The organism is Falsiroseomonas sp. HC035 (genome assembly GCF_050563525.1).
Classification (GTDB): Bacteria; Pseudomonadota; Alphaproteobacteria; order Acetobacterales; family Acetobacteraceae; genus Falsiroseomonas.
Genome location: NZ_JBNXUN010000038.1, coordinates 1 through 17,631, shown reverse-complemented (window position 1 = coordinate 17,631; position 17,631 = coordinate 1). Strand labels below are relative to the sequence as shown.

Genomic DNA, 17,631 nt, shown 5'->3' with positions numbered 1-17,631 from the left:
TCACCGGAAAAAGCTGATGCCGATGCTATGCGCTGAACAATCCCTGAGAGCACGGGCTATGCTCCGTCTGAGCCGCGAGGATCTGGCAAGGGCCGCCCGGGTCGCATTTGCAACAATCGCGGATTTTGAGACGGGGCGGCGTCAGCCTCAACCTCGGACTTTGGACGCCATGCAAATCGCTCTGGAGGCCGCCGGCGTCGATTTCATCCCGAAGAACGGAGGCGGGCCCGGGGTGCGGCTGCGGAAGGCGGCGGAATGACTTCATCCCTAGGGAAGCTAAGCCTCGCTAAACCTGACCTCCAGCCTGACGCTAAGGCGCTCAGTGCGCAGCCTTCATCATCTAATCTGAATCTAACGCGGCGCGGCGGCGTTGCGCTGTGGCGCCAGGTGATGGAGCACGTGAATAAAGACATTGTGAAAGGTATTTTCTTACCAGGGGCGCAGCTGCCGACAGAGCTAATAATGGCCCGTCGCTTCGGCGTTAATCGTCATACAGTGCGTAGGGCGATGGAAGAGCTTGAGAAGCTTGGCCTGATAAACGTCCGGCAAGGTAGCGGGAGCTTCGTAGTCGAGGATCTACTTGACATCGATATCGGCCGGTATGTGTCGCTTTCTGATGGTATTACCCGGCTTGGGCGCAAGCCAATTTGGCAAATCCTCCGGATCAGAGAGGCTATGGCGGACCAGGCGATTGCAAATCATCTCATGATCGGTCGCGCACGTAGCATATTAATCGTGGAGCGACTTTTAGCCGCAGATGGCTTTCCGCTGATTGCCTCGACACATTACTTTCCAGCTTCGCGCTTTGAAAAAATGGGCGGCTTGTTGAGGTCTAATCCGTCGATCAGCGCTGCACTTGCGGCCCTGGGTGTTGTGGGAATTCAGCGGGGGGTTACCAGGATTACTGCCCGCCTTCCTGTACAGCTGGAGGCTGAGCGCCTGCAGCAGCATCGCTATCGCCCCCTGCTAAATGTGGAGTCTGTCTTCATGGATAGCGCGGGCGCCGTCGTGGAATTTGCGGTTGCGACTTTTGCGCCCGGGCGAACGCGACTGGTCGTGGGACAGCAGCCATACCAACCATGACAAAAGCGTCATAGTGCGTGATATGGCTGAGGCTCCGGCCCTCTCCATATCTCCAATCGACAGCCCCCGGTGGACCCTGCGGGGTTCCCCTCTTTAGGCTGCCGACCCGGCCATTCGCTGACTTTCCGCCCGGATCACTCGATGGGACTGGTCAGGATGTCCGCCGGCTTCCCGAGCAGGTAGCCCTGCCCTTTGGCGATCCTGAGCATTCTGAGGGTCGCGAGTTCAGCTTCACTCTCGATCCCCTCGGCGACGATCTGGCAGTTGGTCTCTCGTGCAAAGTAGCCAAGAGCGGAAGCGAGAGCGCGCCGCCCAGCATCCGTATCGACCGATCTCGTGAGGCTCATGTCGAGCTTGATGATGTCGGGTCTGAGCTGCAGGATGTGCTGAAAGCTGGAGTATCCGGCTCCAGCATCATCAATGGCAAGCTTCACGCCCGTCTTGCGCAATGAGGCCAGCGCATTGTGCAGACCAGCGTAATCGCTCACCCTGGCGTGCTCGGTGATCTCGAGCACGATCCTGCTCAGCGGGGCATTACGCAGCACTTCGTCCAGCCGCCCACTGGCAACCGTCTCGGGTGACGCGTTGACGGAAAGGAAATGCTCGTCGCTGATGTGTGCAAACGCGTTCAGGGCCGCCCGCAACGTGGCCAATTCCAACTGGATGCCGAGCCCGACAGCAGCGGCTTCCCGGAACCAGACGTCCGGCGAGCGGCGAGGCTCAGCCGTGAACCGGCACAGGGCCTCGAACCCGACAACCCGGATTGGATCAAGAGTGCAGATCGGCTGGTACACGATGTTGAAGAGCTGTTCCTCGATGACCTGCTCTATGCGGCGTCGGGTTGCCATCGCTGTCCGTTCTGCCTCCAGATCTCGGTTGAATTGGTGTGCTGCCATGTCAGCAAACACCCGCATGATCTGGAGATCGCGCTCGTTCAGCGATCTGTTGGGCTGCGAGCTCAGGCAGCAAAACATCCCATAGGCCTGACCGCTGGAAAGTCGGAGAGGCACACTCATGTGGGCGCCGATCGGCACCGCCCTGGTGATCGGGATGGATTGCGTCAGCGGGAAGTCTGCCGTGTCCGCCATCAACTCGGGCAGTCGCCCCGCCAGGATGTGACGGCAGTAGACGTCGTCCAGGGACCGACTGTCGCCCGGCTTGATCAGGGCTTCCAGGCCAGGTGCGTCGACCTCTCGGAACACCGACTGGCCGTCCACGAACTCCGAGACGTAGGCCACCTGCATGCCAAGGTGGGTCCGCACGGCCTCCAGGGCCTGCTTGATGGTGCTTCGCGAGGGTTCCGCTGTGTCGGAACCTGCCGACGCCAAGAAGTCGAGCACCGTATTCTCCCTTCCGGGGATGTTTTGTGATCGCAGAGGTATCCACGGCGGGCGAAAGAACAACCCAAAGAAGATGAAATTATCTCCCGAACAACTCATGCGGATCACCACAGGGCTTGTCGGAGCCTTACCGGGTAGGACCATGAGCGGCCGGCAGGTCGACCGCTTGAGTGGCAGGGCGCTGGGCCCTTCCATCGGAGCTACTGGGTCCGCGCCCAGAACCGGCCGCCGCCGCGGGCGGGCAACGCGCCTCTCAGTCCGACCACCAGCCCGCGCCGCTCCAAGCGTACGAGTGAGCGGCATACACTCGCGCCAGCCACCGGCGAGGGCGTCAGCCCCAAGGCACGAACGATGTCGCCAGTGGTGGGGAGGCCGCTCAAGGAAGCAACACTGCCAGACGGGTGCCCCTCCAGATGAACATCCGCCAAGCTCCGATAGTTGGCCAGTACAGCCAGTATGGCAGCTGGCCGGTCCATGTTTCGCCTATTCATTCGAGATGACATATCGCGCGGCACGCCCTCCCAAGAAGGCAAATCCGCTATAGGTCAGCACCAAAAGACCCGACAAGGCGTCGTTGCCGATCATGATAAGAACAGCCAGAACTGCGTATGCCGCCGCGCCAACCGCAATGGTCCAATAGATCACGCGGCCCAGCCTAATCCGTGCACTGGTTTCCGCCTTACGGCGGCGTATAGGCATGATCTCCATCATAATATCTGGCTCCAGTTGTTTTTCTGAAAGAGGGACAGATTCGACCGATACTCCGGAGCCCCCAGTTGATGCGCGATCAGGCAAGGCGCAGGTGTCGTCCGACGGGCAGGCGCATGTGGCATTGGAGACCCTCCGGCGGGTGCAGCAGCGCCACCTCGCCTCCAAGCTGGCGGCCGAGGCCGCGCCCCAGCAGGTTGGTGCCAAAGCCGCGATGCACGGGTGGACCTGCGAGCCGCGGGCCACCCTCCTCCACCCAAGTCAGCTCCAGATACCGACCATCTGCCGTCGACTGCCATTTCACCGAGATGCGCCCGGTGGGTGACGACAGAGCGCCGTGCCGTGCGGCATTCGCGACCAGCTCGTGCAGGGCAATGGACAGTGTCACTGCCGGCTCCGGCGCCAGCTGCACCGATGGTCCGGAGACGGCGATGTTAGGTGTGACGTTGGGGCTCTTGATGGAGAAGGGGGCAAGCGCGGCTGCCACCAGCTTGGCAAGCGGCGCGCCTTGCCAGGCCTCCTGCGTCAGTAGGTCGTGCGTCCGTGCCAGCGCCAACAGGCGGCTCTGGAAGTCGGCATGGAAGCGGCGCCGTTCCGGGACTTCCCTTACTGGCGCCGTTTCGAGCCTGGTGTCGGTGGCGCGGCGGGTCTGCTCGGCAATCGCCAACACCACCGCCAGCGTGTTTTTCACACGATGGTTCAGCTCCGCCATAAGCAGCGCCTGTCGCTCCTCCGCCGCGCGCCGTCCCGTGACCTCTATGGTGGCGCAGACGAGGCGCACCGCCTTCGTCACACCATTCTCCAACTCAAAGTATGCTTGGCCGAGCGACTGGAACCAGCGAGGGCGGCCGTCCGGTCCTGGGCTCCCGGAACGGTGCACAACCGAGTAGCGGCCGTCGCCCGCAGGATCGAGCGCGGTCGCCACGGCGCTGCGGACTTGGCCGATGTCCTTGGCATGAACAAAGATCCGCAGCGCCTCCTCATGCGCCACCACCTCGGGCAGGCCGAGCAGCACGCGCGCCGCGGGATCCCAGGTGGAGAGACCACTTGCCGGATCGAGCTCCCAGGCACAGGCATCGGCGACCTCGAGCGCGAGGCGCAGCCGATCCTCCCGGCTGCGGCGGACCTCCGCCTCACCGGCCTGACGTTCGGCCCGAAGCCGCTCGCGGCGCAGTTCCAGCGTGCGCATGATCATGGCGGCTAGGCTGGCCAGCCGCCGTCGCTCCGTCTCCTGCAAGCCAGCGGGACGCGGCTCCGGCGAGAGCACGCAAAGGGCGCCCAGTACGGCGCCTTCGGAGGTCAGCAGCGGCGCGCCGGCGTAGAAGCGGAAGGGCTGCTCGCCGTGCACCAGCGGGTTTGTCGTGAAGCGCGGATCAGCGGCGGCGTCGGGCACAACGAAGACACCACCTGCCTGATCCACGACATGGCCACAGAGGGCGAGGGAGCGCGGCCCCTCGGTTTCGCCAAGGCCGGTGCGGGCCTTGAACCACAGGCGCTCGGCATCCACGAAGGCGACCAGCGCCACGGGTGTGCCGAGGAGATCGGTGGCCAGGGCGGCGACCTGGTCGAATTCGATCTCGGGCTCCGCATCGAGGATCCCGTAGCGGTGCAGGAGTTCTGACGCGGCTTCATCGGCGTCAAGCGGAACCGAAGAGGCCCCGCTGGAGCGAATTTCCTGATGCCGCCTCTCACCAACGAGAGCCATGTCTTTCACGGTCGTGTTTCTTTATTCCCTGTTCAATAACATGCGCTATCAGACCGCGTACGCCGGCTTTGGATGAACAGAGCGAGAGGTATCAGAACTGACTTGGTTCTACATGGTGGCCGATTGCTCCCTCAGCCGAGCCCCGCATGCGTTTGACCAGGAGCATGCAGCGCCTGCTGCTCGCCGCGCTGGTTGGGCTTGTCGGACAAGGCTTGCCCCTTCTTGCCCAACCGGCCGATCCCCTGGCTGGGCCCATCCAGCTCCGGGTGATTGGCGGCCACGCAGGCATCCGGCAGTATCTTGAGCACGAGGCGCCATTCTGGCGCCGGCGGATCACGGAGCTGACCAACGGCCGGGTCACCGCCGAGATCACGCCCTTCGACGAGGCCGGTCTGCCCGGCCAGAGCATGCTCGATTTCATGCGCCTCGGCATTGCGCCCTTCGGCACCGCCATCCTTTCCTTGGCCTCGACCGGGGACCCGGAGCTCCACGCCATCGATCTGCCGGCCCTGGCCGTCGACATGCACGGCCTGCGGCAAGCGGTGGACGCCTTTCGCCCACGGCTCGAGGAGAGCCTGCGCGAGCGCTACCAAGTCGAACTCCTTGGGATCTACGCCTACCCAGCTCAGGTCGTCTTCTGCGCCCGTCCCTTCGCCGGCCTGTCGGACCTCGCCGGCAGGCGCATCCGCACCTCTTCGGTGGGGCAGTCCGAACTGATCAGGGCCCTCGGCGCGACGCCGATGGTGATCCCGTTCACCGAGATGGTGCAGGCAGCCCGCGACCGCAGCGTGGACTGCGCCGTCACCGGGGCCATGCCGGGCCATGCCCTCGGCCTGCATCGGGTCACGACCCATGTGCACGCCCTGCCGCTGAACTGGATCATCTCGGTCTTCGGCGCGAACGCCGCCGCCTGGGCCGCCCTGCCTGAGGACGTCCGCACGATCATCCGGCGTGGGGTGCGCGAACTCGAGCCGCAGATTTGGGCGGCGGCAGATCGGGAGACCGCCGACGGCCTCGCCTGCAACGCGGGCCGACCGACCTGCCCCGCGGAGCGTCGCGGCAGCATGACGGTCGTGCCGGTCACGGCCACGGATGCCGCCCTTCTCAGGCGGTCACTGGCAGAGGTGGTGCTGCCGCGTTGGGTCGAGCGCTGCGGCACCGGTTGCGCCGAGACCTGGAACCAGTACCTGGCGCCGCATGTCGGCATCGCTGCCCAACCAGAGCGGCAGTAGCGACATCACGCACCCTGTGCATTCAACGCGTACAACGCCGGGCTGTGGCGCGACGGGCGAACCGCTCCAATCTGTCTTGTCAAGATTCAGAACGAATACTTGAATGCGACCGATCCAACTGCGACGACCGCCCATCCAGGAGCCGCTGGATCTGCACCTCCAGCTCCGCCTGGCTGTAGGGCTTGACCAGCCGCGGAAGGTCGACAGGCTCCTCGCCGGGAAGATCGACATGGCCGCTGGCCATCAGGACGGGGAGCTCCGGCCATTCCCGACGGATTTGGCGCGCGAGGTCCACGCCGCTCATCCCGGGCATCGCCTGGTCCGTCACCACGATGTCGACCACGATGTCGGCCCGCAGCAACTCGAGGGCCCGCGCGGCAGACAGCGCCTCGACCGCCACGTGCCCGAGGTCCTCCAGCATCTCGGCCGTGCTGGCACAAACCAGCGGATCGTCTTCGACCAGCAGAACGCGCCACCGCGGGAGCGCAAGACGCGATGCGGCCGGCTTCTCCTTAACCACCGGCACTTCCTGGGGTGCGATGGCCGCTTCATCTGCCACGGGAAGCCAAAGTTCGACCGTGGCGCCAATCCCGGGACGGCTCGACAGCCGCATTGCTCCACCTGACTGCGCTGCCAGGCCATGCACCATGGAGAGACCGAGGCCGGTGCCCCTGCCTGGCTCCTTGGTGGTAAAGAAGGGCTCGCTTGCACGTTGCAGCGTCGCCTCGTCCATGCCCGTGCCGGTGTCCGAGACGCCGAGGCAGACATAGTGGCCGGTAGGCAGATCAGGCGGCGGTGCGGCGTCCTGGCTGCCAGTGATGGTCAGCCGTCCGCCAAGTGGCATGGCGTCACGCGCATTCACCGCGAGGTTCAGAAGAGCCAGCTCGAGCTGGTGTGGATCGGCCCGGACAGCCGGCAATTCCTGCAGACCTACTGTCACGATCTCGATCGTCGCGCCGAGGGAGCTCGCCATCAACTCCATCATGCCCTCGACCAGATGCGCGAGGTTCACTCTCTCCGGCCTCAGCTCCTGCCGACGGGCAAAGGCGAGCAGGCGCTTGGTCAGCGTGGCGCCGCGCTCGGCGCCGGCTGTCGCGCCGTCCAGCAGGCGCTGCAGGTGGGGATCGGCAGGGATCCTTTTGCGCAGCAGGGCCAGGTTGCCGAGGACCGCCATGAGCAGGTTGTTGAAGTCATGCGCGACGCCGCCTGTCAGCTGGCCGAGACTCTCCATCTTCTGCATCTCGTGCACCTGCGCCAGGGCGGCCTCGCGCTCGCGCGTACGCTCCTCGACGCGCCGCTCGAGATCGGCATTGGCTGCCGCCAGATCTGCGGTCCGCTCGGCAACCCGGCGCTCCAGCTCCGCATTCGCCCGTTCGAGCTGACGGGTTTTCCGATGGAGCTCGGCGAAGACGCGGACCTTGGCCCGCAGCAGCTCTGGAACCACGGGGACGGGCAGGTAGTCCGCCGCCCCAACCTCGTAGCCGCGCAGGCGGTCGAGGTCGGTGACATGAAGGGCCGAGACAAAAATGATGGGCGTGCGCTCGAAGCGGGGATGCGCGCGGATCGTCGTCGCCAGCTCGAAGCCCCCGATGTCCGGCATGACGACGTCCAGCACGATGACGGCGACGTCGCTGCGCAGCAGGTGCTCGAGCGCCTCCCGCGCGGAGCCTGCGCGGATCAGCCGCTCTCCGAGATCGTCGAGGATCGCCTCGTAGCTCAGCAGCTTGGCTGGCTGATCATCGACGAGAAGGATGTTGACGGGCTCGTCCGGTGTCACATGCAGGCCTCTTCACCACAACAAGCTACGGCGCCCGGAACGAGCCGGCGTCGCCCCTGCTAGAGCACGGGCATGGCGGGACCATGGCAAACGGTAGAGTTGAAAAAGAATCCTTGAGATCGCGCTCGCAGGCAGCCTAGATCGGCGGAGACACCACACCCGCCCACCACGATCTGCCGCTTAAAGAAGGGCCCCGCCAAAGCAGTGGCGGGGCCGGAGGTGAGCAGACACTCAGGCGCACAGAAGACCGCGAACCGCCTGTTTTACGAGCAACCCGCCCAGCTGAGTTGGGGCGGCAGCCTGGATACGCAACAGTCACGGCAGCCAGATTCAGCGGCTACCACTGATCGGACCACCAAGTCGGCGAGGCGAAGCCACCCGGTGTGTCAGAGAGATAACGAAGCGATGAGTTGGACCATCAGTTGGAGCCGAGACTGCATCCAACAATCGCGAAAGACGTTCGCGCTCTCGGTTAATTCGGGACCTTTCAGTTGCTCCACGTCGCCGCATTCCTCATCACGCTGACCTTTGGTACTGCTGTCGTAAAGCCGACAGCGGTGGCTGAGGCTCCTGCTGTGCAACCCTATGACCCCTTGCCCTGACAGGTCGTACAAGCCTGCGGCCAGAGATTCCTAGGACGCGAGGGCCAGCCGGCCCCCGCGCGCACGAGCAGCCGGTTCTGTCCGGCAGGTACTTCAGCACCTTGCAGTGCCGCGTGCGCACGCCGGCGGCCGAGAGGCGTGCCGCTTCGCCGAGAAGCACGTGGAAGTCGGTGCCGGACAGGGCGCGCTGGCCGAGTTCGGCCAGCAGCGCCCTGCTGACGCAGCCGCGCCTCGAGTTCGGCGTCCATGAGAGTACTTCGGGTGGCCTTCGACCGAGGCCCACGTGCGCGACGTCGGGGCTGAAGGGGTGGTTTCCCTCGGTCCATGCGGCTACGCTTTTCCCTGTGCGCCACCAGAACACCCGGCCGAGCGGCTTTTACCGGCCTAAACCCGCACGGTCCGCTCCAGTCCAGCCGCCGCAACCTGTAGGTTAAATACTGGCCAATCGCACTACCAGAAGTGGCTGCGCGAGGATCCGCCATTCAGACACTCCGCGCAGCACGCGCCAGCATTGCCTCGATACGGCGCACCACCTCGCGCTCGCGGTACGGCTTCGTTAGCAGCCCCGCCTCATCACCTGATCGCTCCTCGCAGAGATCACCGGCCTTGGCGACAATGGCGGGCGGCGCACCGGAGGTCAGCAGCACGCGCACCTCGGGCCGGTTGGTGGGGACCCAGCGTGCCAGGTCGAAGCCGTCCATGTCGCCCGGCATCTGCACATCGCTGAAGATCACGTCCACCGCGACATCGCCGGCCCGCAGCACCGTCATTGCCTCCTCGGCGCTGCCCGCCTCCAGGACCCGCCAGCCGCAGTCGCGCAGATACGCGGCGATGGCCAGGAGTGGGCGGCGATCTTCGGTGACCCGAACACCGCTGGATGCCACAGTCGACGAACGGCTGATCACCTGGGTCACCGTAACCGATCCGCGGCATCCGCTGCATGGCCTTCGACTAGAGGTCGCGTCGACCGTCAGTAGCCGAGGTGCCCGTTTCGTTGTGGTGATGCTTCGTGATGGCAGGCGGCGGCATGTGCTGCGTGCCGCGACCGAACTGGAGCGTCCGACGACAACGGCAGAGCCGGTCCGTTCACGGATTTCTGCACGCAGCTTGTTGCCTCTGGCGCGGCTGATCCGGAGCATGCTGGCGGCCTCGGATATGGAGGTCGGCCATGCGGACCAGGAGCGATCACCCTCAGCCGCCGGCGCCGCGACGACCGGCACTGTCATCAGCGGTTCAACGGCGAGTAGCCCAGCAGATCGCGCGGATGCTTCGTCGCCAGATATCTCAGGAGGCGCGCCATGCTGAGCGTCGGGGGCGCGACGGATGAGCGGATCGGCACGGCCCATCGTGCCAAGCTGGCGTTCATCTACATCCGGCAGTCGACGGCCGACCAGGTGCGGCAGCACCAGGAAAGTACGACGGCGCAGTACCGGCTGGTGGACCGCGCGGCGGGGCTGGGCTGGCCGCGCGAGCGGATCACGGTGATCGACGACGACCTCGGCAAGTCCGGCACGTCCAGTGCCGAGCGGCAGGGGTTCCAGCGGCTGATGGCCGAGATCGGATTGGGCAAGGCCGGTCTGGTGGTCAGCCTCGACGCGTCCCGCCTGGCGCGCAACAACCGCGACTGGCACCAGTTGCTGGAGCTGTGCTCGATCTTCGGTGTCCTCCTCGCCGACAGCGAGCGCCTGTACGATCCTGGCGCCTATCATGATCGACTTTTGCTGGGACTGTCCGGCATCATGAGCGAGGCGGAGCTGCACCAGATCCGGATGCGCCTGCACCAAGGCGAGTGGCAAAAGGCTGCGCGCGGCGAGCTGCGCTGTCCGTTGCCAGCAGGTTTGGTGTGGGAGCGCGACGGCAGGATTGCGCTCCATCCGGACGAGGAGGTGCAGGCACGCCTGCGCTTCGTGTTCGAGATGTTTGGAGAACTGCAATCCGCCAAGGCCGTGATGCGCGAGTTGCAGCGGCACGGGCTGTTACTCCCGGCGCGGCCTCTACGAGGTCCGTCGCCGCAGGAGGTCGTTTGGGTTGCGGCCGATAGTGCTCGGGTGCTGCACATTCTGCACAACCCGGCCTATGCGGGTGCCTATGTTTATGGCCGGCGTCGGCGCGATCCCACGCGCCGACGCACGCCGTTCGGTCGAGGTGCCACGGTCAAGGTCGCACTCGAGCGATGGCCGATATGTCTGCGCGATGCGCACCCGGGCTACATTGGCTGGGAGGAGTTCGTGGCCAATCAAGCGAGGCTGACGGGTAACGTCGCCCACCATGTTGCGGGCCGGCCCGGCGTTGTCCGCCGCGGCCAGGCGCTGCTGCAGGGCATTGTGGTCTGCGGTCGCTGCGGGCGGCGGATGGGGGTTCAGTATTCCGGGCCGCATGGCGATTATCCCGTCTACCACTGCAGCGCCGACCAGGTCGGCGCCGGCCAGATACGCTGCCAGGAGGTGCGCGCGCTGGCCGTGGATGCGGCCTGTGAGCGGATCCTGCTGGAGACGCTGACACCCGAGCGGGTCGCACTGGCCGTGTCTGCCGTCGGCCAGCTCGAGGCTGAGGCCAAGGCGCTGGAGCACCAGTGGGCGCTGCGACGCGAACGGGCGCGCCACGAGGCCGAGCGGGCGCGACGGCAGTATGACAAGGTCGAGCCGGAGAACCGGCTCGTGGCGCGCACACTGGAACGGGCCTGGGAGGAGCGTCTGCGCGAGGTCGAGACGGTGGAGCAGGCCTACGAGGCCTGGCGCCGCGCCCAGCCCGGCCCGCTCTCAGAGAGCGAGCGCGGCGAGGTGCTCGGCATGGCGAAGGATCTGGAGCGCCTGTGGCGCGGCGCGACGGCGGAGGAGCGCAAGCGCATCCTCCGCCTCGTGGTGAGCCAGGTCGTGCTCGATCAGAAGCGGGAACGCGGCCTGGTGTCGGTGCGCATCGCCTGGCAGACCGGCGCCACCAGTGAACACAAGCTCCGCCGCTCGGTGCAGGGCTACGCCGAATGCGCCGACACCGAGGTGCTGGAACGCCGTGTGCGAGCGCTGAACGGCGCCGGCATGATGGATCGTGAGATTGCCACGGTCCTCAACGCCGAGGGCCTTCTGACCGCGCACGGCGCGCCATTTACGGGTGGCACCGTCCACCTGCTCCGCAAGCGCTGGGACATCCCGACGGTCAAGATCAACGGCGTGGCGGCAAACCCGCAACGCTGGCCGGATGGGAGCTATTCGGTGCAGGGCGCCGCCATTGCTTTGGGCGTCACGGCACAGACCGTGTTCAAGTGGCTGCGGAAAGGCCGCCTCCAGGGCTACCAGCGCACTAAAGGTCAGCCCTGGCAGATCACGCTGCCCGAGGACAGCGTCGGAGTGCTGGCCGCGCAGGTGCGACGTACCAACCCTTCGAGGAGAACGGCATCATGAAACGCTCGGGGACGCCAAGATGACCACGGCGCTGCTCGACCGTCTGACGCACCACTGCGACATCGTCGAGACCGGCAACGAGAGCTGGCGGTTCAAGAACCGCGCCTGAGCCATCCATCCAACAGCCGCCACGCTGCGGTCGTCCGCCCCTCCGCCTACGGCTGCGGGCCGGACGACCGCAGCGCGCATCAGCACACCAAACAGGGGTCCCTATTCGGCGCCGATCCGGGGTCCCGTTTCCGCGCCGTTTGACAAACGGAAAGCCCGCACGGCGGGTGCCGGCGGGGCTGCTGTTGTGGGCCGAGGCGGTCAGGCGTCCAGGGGCACCTCAGGCGGCGGCACGCCCTGGAGCGTCGTGCCGATGCGCCACCGCGGCGGGCGATCCTGCGCCAGGGCTGCCTCGCCTTCCACCAACTCGGCCACGTCCGCGCCAGGTACTGCAGGCCCTCGGCGTGATGGCCGGGCAGCGCGTCCTCTTCGTCCAAGGCGCCCACGCCGGCCAGGGCCAGCTCCAGCGCCATCGTGGCGCCCGACAGGGCCGGGACAGGTCGGCGATCGTGGCCAAGCGCCGCTCGGCGGCCACCGGTGCGGTGCTCATGTCGCGCCCCCTGGCTGCTGCTCGAACTCCGCCACCCGGCAGCGGCTGTCAATGCTGAGGTCGGCTTCCTCAAAAGCGCTGGCTGAAAATTCCCCACTTCGGCTGGTGGCTATGTAGCGGCGCTGAGGTCGCATGTCCGCAGCTTGGGTGGCCGGCCACGCCGACGCGGTGCCAGCTCTGGCTGATGAGCGGGCCTGGCGGCTGAGTTATCGGGTAGCATCTCGGCGTGGCGGCGGAGGCGATAGCTGGCGCCCTCGATGCGCACGACGATGGCGTGGTGGAGGAGGCGTGTTGATTGCCATTCAGAGCTGGGTTCTTCCGCATTTCCCGTGCTGCCATTTCGGCATCATGCGGCGTGGAGCACGCGGGCACGGAGGAGGGCGAAGCCGGCTCGGCCATACATGGTTCGCTTGATCATCTTGAGGCGGTTGATCTGACCTTCGACCGGGCTGGTGGTCCAGGGGAGTTCGAGCGCGGCCTGCACCGCATCGGCGTCGCGGCGCAGGCTCGCGGCGAAGCTGGCGAGGCCGTGCGCTCCGCGGCGGCCAGTGCGGCTTCGAGACCTTCGCTACCCTCGCGCCGCAGCACGCGACGGAGGTCCTTGGCGGCGGCGACAGCCGCAGCCAGATCCGGCGCCTCGGCGAGGAGTTGCCCAACGAAGGCACATTCTGTGTCACCGAGTGTCTCGATGTCGGCCATGAGCAGCCGTGCGAGACCCCGCCGCGAGGGCAGTTGCCATACCGGCTGTGGCGGCCCGGCGCGTGCCGATCCCGTCGCTGCCCGGTGGCGTGTGGCCCAGGCGCGAACCGTGCTCGGCCGCCCCTTGAAGCCGCGCGCGACCAGCTCGCGCCAGAGCCGGGCGGCGTTCTGGCATCCCTCCGCCCATCGTTGCTCGAGGAAGGCCGCGTAGGCGTCGAGCATGCCGACGCGCTTTGAATTCCGCCAGAGCGGTGCGTGGCCGAGGCGCAGCCAGCTGCGCACCGTCTTGCGCTCGGCACCGAGCAATGCGGCGATGCGGCGCAGGGACATGCCCTTGTCATGAAGCCGGGCCGCCTCCTCGTAGCGGACCTGCCGGCGCTGGAGAGACACCTGGCTCGCCCGTTCCGCCCGGCTCGGCGGCCGGGGCGCCGGCGCAGGGGCTGATGCCGTGGCGGTCTCCGCCTGCCCGGCGACAACGTGCCGCGCGGCGCGCCGGGCGGCGGCCGCATGCCGATCACCAAGGGCCTGCACGGCATCGCCCAGGTTTCGCAGCAGATGCCAGCGGTCGGCCACCTGTCTGGCAGCAGGGGCACCCTGTCTGATCCCATCGGCATAGGCTCCGGCACGGTCACGTGCGGCGACTTCGACACCGGGATGCTGCTGCAGCCACGCAGCCAGCGTCTCCGCCTGCCGGTCCTGCAGGAGGTCGACGACGACGTTGTTCTCCAGGTCGACCAGCGCCGTGCCGTAGCGATGGCCGCGGCGCCAGGCCCAGTCGTCGACGCCCAGCACGCGAGGCGCCGGCCGCGGTACCTCGCGGGACGTGCTGGCGGCGCAGGCCATCCGCAGCAGCGTGTCGCCGCTGGTCGGCATGGCCAGCCGCCGCGCGAGACGCGCGCCGGCCTCGCCACCCAGGGCCAGGCCGAGACAGCGCTGCACGTCGCCCAGGCGTTCGGTTCGCCTTGACGCCACCGCGGCGACGCCGGTGAGGCGCTCGGCGAAGGTCCGCCTGGAACAGGCCTGGTTGAGGCAATGGAACCGCCGGGCCTTGATCCGCAGGGCCACGGGGCGGCCCTGCCAGGGCAGGTCGCCCAGGGTGCGATCGTGCCGGCTGTGCACCCGCTGAGACGGCGTGGCGCAGTTCGGGCGGGCCGCGGAGGACTGGCGTGGAACGGCGAGGATGGTCAGTTGATGAGGCGACGGCAGGACCTGCTGGACGAGCAGCCCTGCCGGAATGAGTGGCAGCAAGCGCTTGGAAAAGACGACACTTCATTGGAGGACGGAGGTTCATCCTATGTGCTCATTCCGCACCGAAACGACGACCAGCAGCACGGGAAATGCGGAAGAACCCAGCTCTGAGTGGCAATCAACACCTGGAAGAAGGCTTCGAACACGCCGGCCCGGCTCAAGCGCCAGAAGCGCTTCCAGATGCTGTTCCAATTGCCGAACTCGGACGGCAGCGCCCGCCAGGTGACGTTGTTGACGGTGAAATAGTGCAGCGCCCCGAGGAAGCGCCGGTCGTCGCGCCCTTTGTCGCCGCGTCGCGAGCGCGCAGCCCGGAACGGGTCCAGCACCAGTTCCCAGTCCAGCTCACTCATACGCGTCAGCATCGTCGACCCTCCGATAGCCGACCCGCCATGAATCACCGATCAGACAGCCAAGGAATCCCAGCTCGATTCAACTTCATGGAATCCGTCCACACCGCCTAGCACCCGCTCAACGAGGAGTACTCGTCCACCGCGGCGACGTGCTCTGGCATGATGGGGCCAGGTCAGATTCGTCAAGACTGGTGCTAGACCCTGATCCGCTCCACCTCATCGAGGCTGATCTCGTCGCGGCGCCGGTCGTAGAGTTGGGTCCTGCGCGTGCTGGCATGGTTGCCCATGGCGGCCGCAATCTCCAGCGTGCCGCCGTTCTTCAGGTAGGCGGTGATGCCGGTCATGCGGAAGGTTTGGTTGCCAAGCCCACTCGCGGCGGCGCGGCGCTGGATCATCGCGTAGGCGTTAGCCTGGGGCAAGGGCGCATGCGTCAGACGCTTCGTGCCGCGCCCGATCGTGCGGAACAGCGGCCCCTTCAAATCGTCGCCGATCCCCGTTCCGTCGATATTGGCGTGCAGGTATCCCTCGAGCCTGTGGTGGCACGGCATTTCGTGCCGCTTGCCGCCCTTCTCGCGCAGCCGCACGCAGAGCCGCCGCCCCTGCGTGTAGACGTCCTCAACGCGCATCCCGAGCGCGGCGCCGATCCGCGCAAAGGAGAACACCATCAGCGCGATCAGCGCCCGGTCGCGCAGGCCGCCCGGGGTCGCCACGTCGATGCTGTCGAGCAGCGCCCGCGCCTCGGCGGCGTTGAGCACCGGCGTCTTGCCCTTGAGCGCGCTGTGCCGCGGCCCGCGCACCGAGGCGGCCGGGTTGGTCGGGATCACCTGGCCGGTGACGAGCCAGTCGAAGAGATGGCGCAGCGCGGCGAGACGCAGCTTCGTGGTGGGCGCCGAACGCTCGCGGGTCTGCCTCTCGATCCAGGTCGCGACGTGCAGCGGCTGCACCGAAGCGAGCGAACCAACGCCGGCCTCGGCCTCGCACCAGGCGAGGAAATCGGCGGCGGCGCGGGCATAGGCACGGCGCGTGTGCGGGTTGCGGATGCAGGCCGCGAAGAACTCCAGAAAGCGCAGGCCGGCGCGCTCGCCGGCGGAGGCGATCAGGGCCGGGAAGGCCGGCGCGATAACCCTCGGCAGCAGGATCTCACCCATCGTCCTCGTCCTCCCCGAGCAGCCCTTCGAGATCGCGGCCGCCGTAGAGCACGCGCAGGATCACCACGGTCGTGTCGGTGACCCGAAAAGCCACCGTCACCCGCCGCCGATAGCCGAGGGTGCGCAGCCCCGGGCGGATGGCGTCGCGGCGCGTGCCGCGCTCGGGGAAGTCGGCGAGGCCGAGGCAGTGGCGCCGCAGCGCCTCGACATAAGCGAGGGCGCGATCGGGCAGGGAGGCGTCGGCGATAAGGTCGTAGAGGCCACGAAGGTCGTCGAGGGCTTCCGGCGCGAAGACGACCCTGTGCGTCACGACCAGCTTTTCAGGCGGGCCGCGTGATGCGCCTGCAGCGCGGTGCCGACCTGGTCGGCGTCGAGGGCCCGCCCGGGATCGGCCTGCATGGCGTCATGGACGCGGGCGACCTCGTCCCGCAGCCAGCGCTCGACGGCGGCGTCGCGCTCGCGCAGCGCGCGGAGGCCGGCGCGGACCACCTCGCTGGCCGAGGCGTAGCCGCCGGCGGCGACGAGCTCGTCCATGTAGCGGGCCTGGTCGGGGGGCAGGCTGACGGTGCGTTTCTCGGCGGCGGCCATGGTGGGGCTCCGGGGGGCAGGACGGTATGAATGTATCATACCGCTTGGGCGCGGCGCCAGCGAGCCCACATACAATTGATAACGACATCATCACATGTAGATGGCAAAGCTCCGGGCAGGCATCCCTCACCTATGCGGGTTGCGGCGCGTGATCTCGTCCCGGGCCGAAGCACGGGGTGTTTGTATGTACAGGATCCCGCCTCCGGCCACGTGAATGCGAAAATTTCCAGGCACGCCTTGAAGGCCGTCACCGCCTCCTCCAGCCGCGCCGTCCCCGCCTCGCGCCGCCCGAGCGCCGCCAGCGCAGTGGCGAGGTTCATCTGCGTCCTCGCCAAGTCGAGCGGCACGCGCTCGCGCGTCCTCTCACCCAGCGCCGCCCGCCTCCGCTACGCGCAGCCAACGCCGCTCGGCCGCAATCTGGGCCGGTTGCTCCGCCTGGCGCGCGGCCGCCGCCTCGTGCCCTCGCGCCCGTTTTTCCCGGCAGTTGTTGGCGCTGCGAACCGCGACTGCCTGTGTCGTCGTTTCGCTTTACGAGGGACCATCACGGCCCCGTAGCGTTCTCGCCAAGTTACTGAACCAACGGGCGAAACCGTTTCGACATATGATTTGCTCCTGCTGGCCCGCAGCGCGGGCTCCCCACGCGTCCTGCAGATTGGAGGCGAGTCAGAAGCGCGCCGCATTGCGTGGCGCGCAGCAAAAGAGGAGTGAAGCAACATGCTGAGGTCACTTGCGCGGTTCAGTGCAATCGCCATGCTATGCCTACCCGCTAGCGCCATGGCGAACACGCTGACGCCAGCCACCTTCAGCGCCACCATCGGGGTGGGCGAGACGGTCAGCGTCAATAAGACCGTGACACTCTCCGGCGCCGGTCCCGCCACCAGCCGCGTGGATGTCTTCTTCCTGGCCGACAACACCGGATCGATGGGCGGCATCCTCAACTCAGTGAAGAGTGGTGCGGGCCAGATCCTCTCGGCGATCTCTGGCGGCGATCCGCGCTTTGCCGGCGTCGACGTCGGCTTCGGTGTCGGCCGCTACCTCGGTGATACTCTGGAGTACGGGGGGACGCCAACACAGCGGGCGAATTCCGCCTACCCAGTTGCAGCAGTCGATCACGACCAACCAGGCCTCTGTGCAGACTGCGATCAATGGCTGGAT

General features: G+C 66.8%; 14 protein-coding genes and 3 pseudogenes. 6 read left to right on the top strand and 11 right to left on the bottom strand.

Annotation, left to right across the window (positions count from 1 at the left end; translation table 11 throughout):
* Both ACLF3G_RS28830 and phnF read left to right on the top strand, forming a co-directional pair.
* Positions 1-259 (top strand): helix-turn-helix domain-containing protein (locus ACLF3G_RS28830; protein ID WP_430672820.1); only part of this gene is annotated, 259 nt, incomplete at its 5' end.
* On the top strand, positions 256-1,083 hold the full coding sequence (gene phnF, locus ACLF3G_RS28825) for a phosphonate metabolism transcriptional regulator PhnF (protein ID WP_430672819.1): 828 nt from the start codon (positions 256-258) through the stop codon (positions 1,081-1,083). The genes ACLF3G_RS28830 and phnF, both read left to right, overlap by 4 nt.
* A gap of 134 nt (positions 1,084-1,217) precedes the next feature.
* Here phnF and ACLF3G_RS28820 read toward each other — a convergent pair whose 3' ends face one another.
* The 3 genes from ACLF3G_RS28820 to ACLF3G_RS28810 all read right to left on the bottom strand — a co-directional run bounded on the left by ACLF3G_RS28820 (position 1,218) and on the right by ACLF3G_RS28810 (position 4,836).
* On the bottom strand, positions 1,218-2,423 hold the full coding sequence (locus ACLF3G_RS28820; RefSeq protein WP_430672818.1) for a sensor domain-containing phosphodiesterase: 1,206 nt from the start codon (positions 2,421-2,423) through the stop codon (positions 1,218-1,220).
* Between the two features lie 483 nt (positions 2,424-2,906).
* Positions 2,907-3,134, bottom strand: coding sequence for a hypothetical protein (locus tag ACLF3G_RS28815; protein WP_430672817.1), 228 nt, complete (start codon positions 3,132-3,134; stop codon positions 2,907-2,909).
* A 76-nt stretch (positions 3,135-3,210) separates the two neighbouring features.
* Positions 3,211-4,836 (bottom strand): sensor histidine kinase, encoded by a 1,626-nt coding sequence (locus ACLF3G_RS28810; protein WP_430672816.1) that lies wholly within the window; start codon positions 4,834-4,836, stop codon positions 3,211-3,213.
* Between the two features lie 164 nt (positions 4,837-5,000).
* On the opposite strand from ACLF3G_RS28810, the gene ACLF3G_RS28805 reads away from it, so the two are divergent.
* Entirely contained in the window at positions 5,001-6,068 is a 1,068-nt protein-coding gene (locus ACLF3G_RS28805) for a TRAP transporter substrate-binding protein (RefSeq protein ID WP_430672815.1), read from the top strand.
* Positions 6,069-6,147: 79 nt separating this feature from the next.
* On the opposite strand, the gene ACLF3G_RS28800 is transcribed toward ACLF3G_RS28805, so the two are convergent.
* Positions 6,148-7,845, bottom strand: coding sequence for a response regulator (locus ACLF3G_RS28800; RefSeq protein WP_430672814.1), 1,698 nt, complete (start codon positions 7,843-7,845; stop codon positions 6,148-6,150).
* Between the two features lie 1,084 nt (positions 7,846-8,929).
* Positions 8,930-9,361, bottom strand: a complete 432-nt coding sequence (locus ACLF3G_RS28795; protein ID WP_430672813.1) for a response regulator — start codon at positions 9,359-9,361, stop codon at positions 8,930-8,932.
* Between the two features lie 384 nt (positions 9,362-9,745).
* On the opposite strand from ACLF3G_RS28795, the gene ACLF3G_RS28790 reads away from it, so the two are divergent.
* Both ACLF3G_RS28790 and ACLF3G_RS28785 read left to right on the top strand, forming a co-directional pair.
* A complete protein-coding gene (locus ACLF3G_RS28790; protein ID WP_430672812.1) occupies positions 9,746-11,845 on the top strand; it encodes a recombinase family protein in 2,100 nt (699 codons plus the stop codon).
* Between the two features lie 7 nt (positions 11,846-11,852).
* A pseudogene (locus ACLF3G_RS28785) lies at positions 11,853-11,954 on the top strand (ATP-binding protein); the annotation flags it as partial.
* An 835-nt stretch (positions 11,955-12,789) separates the two neighbouring features.
* Here ACLF3G_RS28785 and ACLF3G_RS28780 read toward each other — a convergent pair.
* The 6 genes and pseudogenes from ACLF3G_RS28780 to ACLF3G_RS28755 all read right to left on the bottom strand — a co-directional run.
* Positions 12,790-12,981, bottom strand: a pseudogene (locus tag ACLF3G_RS28780) (hypothetical protein); the annotation flags it as partial.
* A gap of 41 nt (positions 12,982-13,022) precedes the next feature.
* Positions 13,023-14,261 (bottom strand): annotated as a pseudogene (locus ACLF3G_RS28775) (ISL3 family transposase); the annotation flags it as partial.
* 173 nt (positions 14,262-14,434) lie between these two features.
* A complete protein-coding gene (locus ACLF3G_RS28770) occupies positions 14,435-14,740 on the bottom strand; it encodes a transposase (RefSeq protein ID WP_430672811.1) in 306 nt (101 codons plus the stop codon).
* Between the two features lie 194 nt (positions 14,741-14,934).
* Positions 14,935-15,888 carry a tyrosine-type recombinase/integrase gene (locus ACLF3G_RS28765; RefSeq protein WP_430672810.1) on the bottom strand — a complete coding sequence of 318 codons (954 nt, stop codon included), beginning with the start codon at positions 15,886-15,888 and terminating at the stop codon, positions 14,935-14,937.
* Positions 15,881-16,198: a type II toxin-antitoxin system RelE/ParE family toxin gene (locus ACLF3G_RS28760; protein WP_430672809.1), complete on the bottom strand. Its 318-nt coding sequence runs from the start codon at positions 16,196-16,198 to the stop codon at positions 15,881-15,883. The genes ACLF3G_RS28765 and ACLF3G_RS28760 overlap by 8 nt, the downstream gene beginning before the upstream one ends.
* On the bottom strand, positions 16,195-16,476 hold the full coding sequence (locus ACLF3G_RS28755; protein WP_430672808.1) for a type II toxin-antitoxin system ParD family antitoxin: 282 nt from the start codon (positions 16,474-16,476) through the stop codon (positions 16,195-16,197). Before ACLF3G_RS28755 ends, ACLF3G_RS28760 begins: the two co-directional genes overlap by 4 nt.
* A gap of 774 nt (positions 16,477-17,250) precedes the next feature.
* On the opposite strand from ACLF3G_RS28755, the gene ACLF3G_RS28750 reads away from it, so the two are divergent.
* Positions 17,251-17,631: hypothetical protein (locus tag ACLF3G_RS28750; RefSeq protein ID WP_430672807.1), on the top strand; the 381-nt coding region annotated here is incomplete at its 3' end.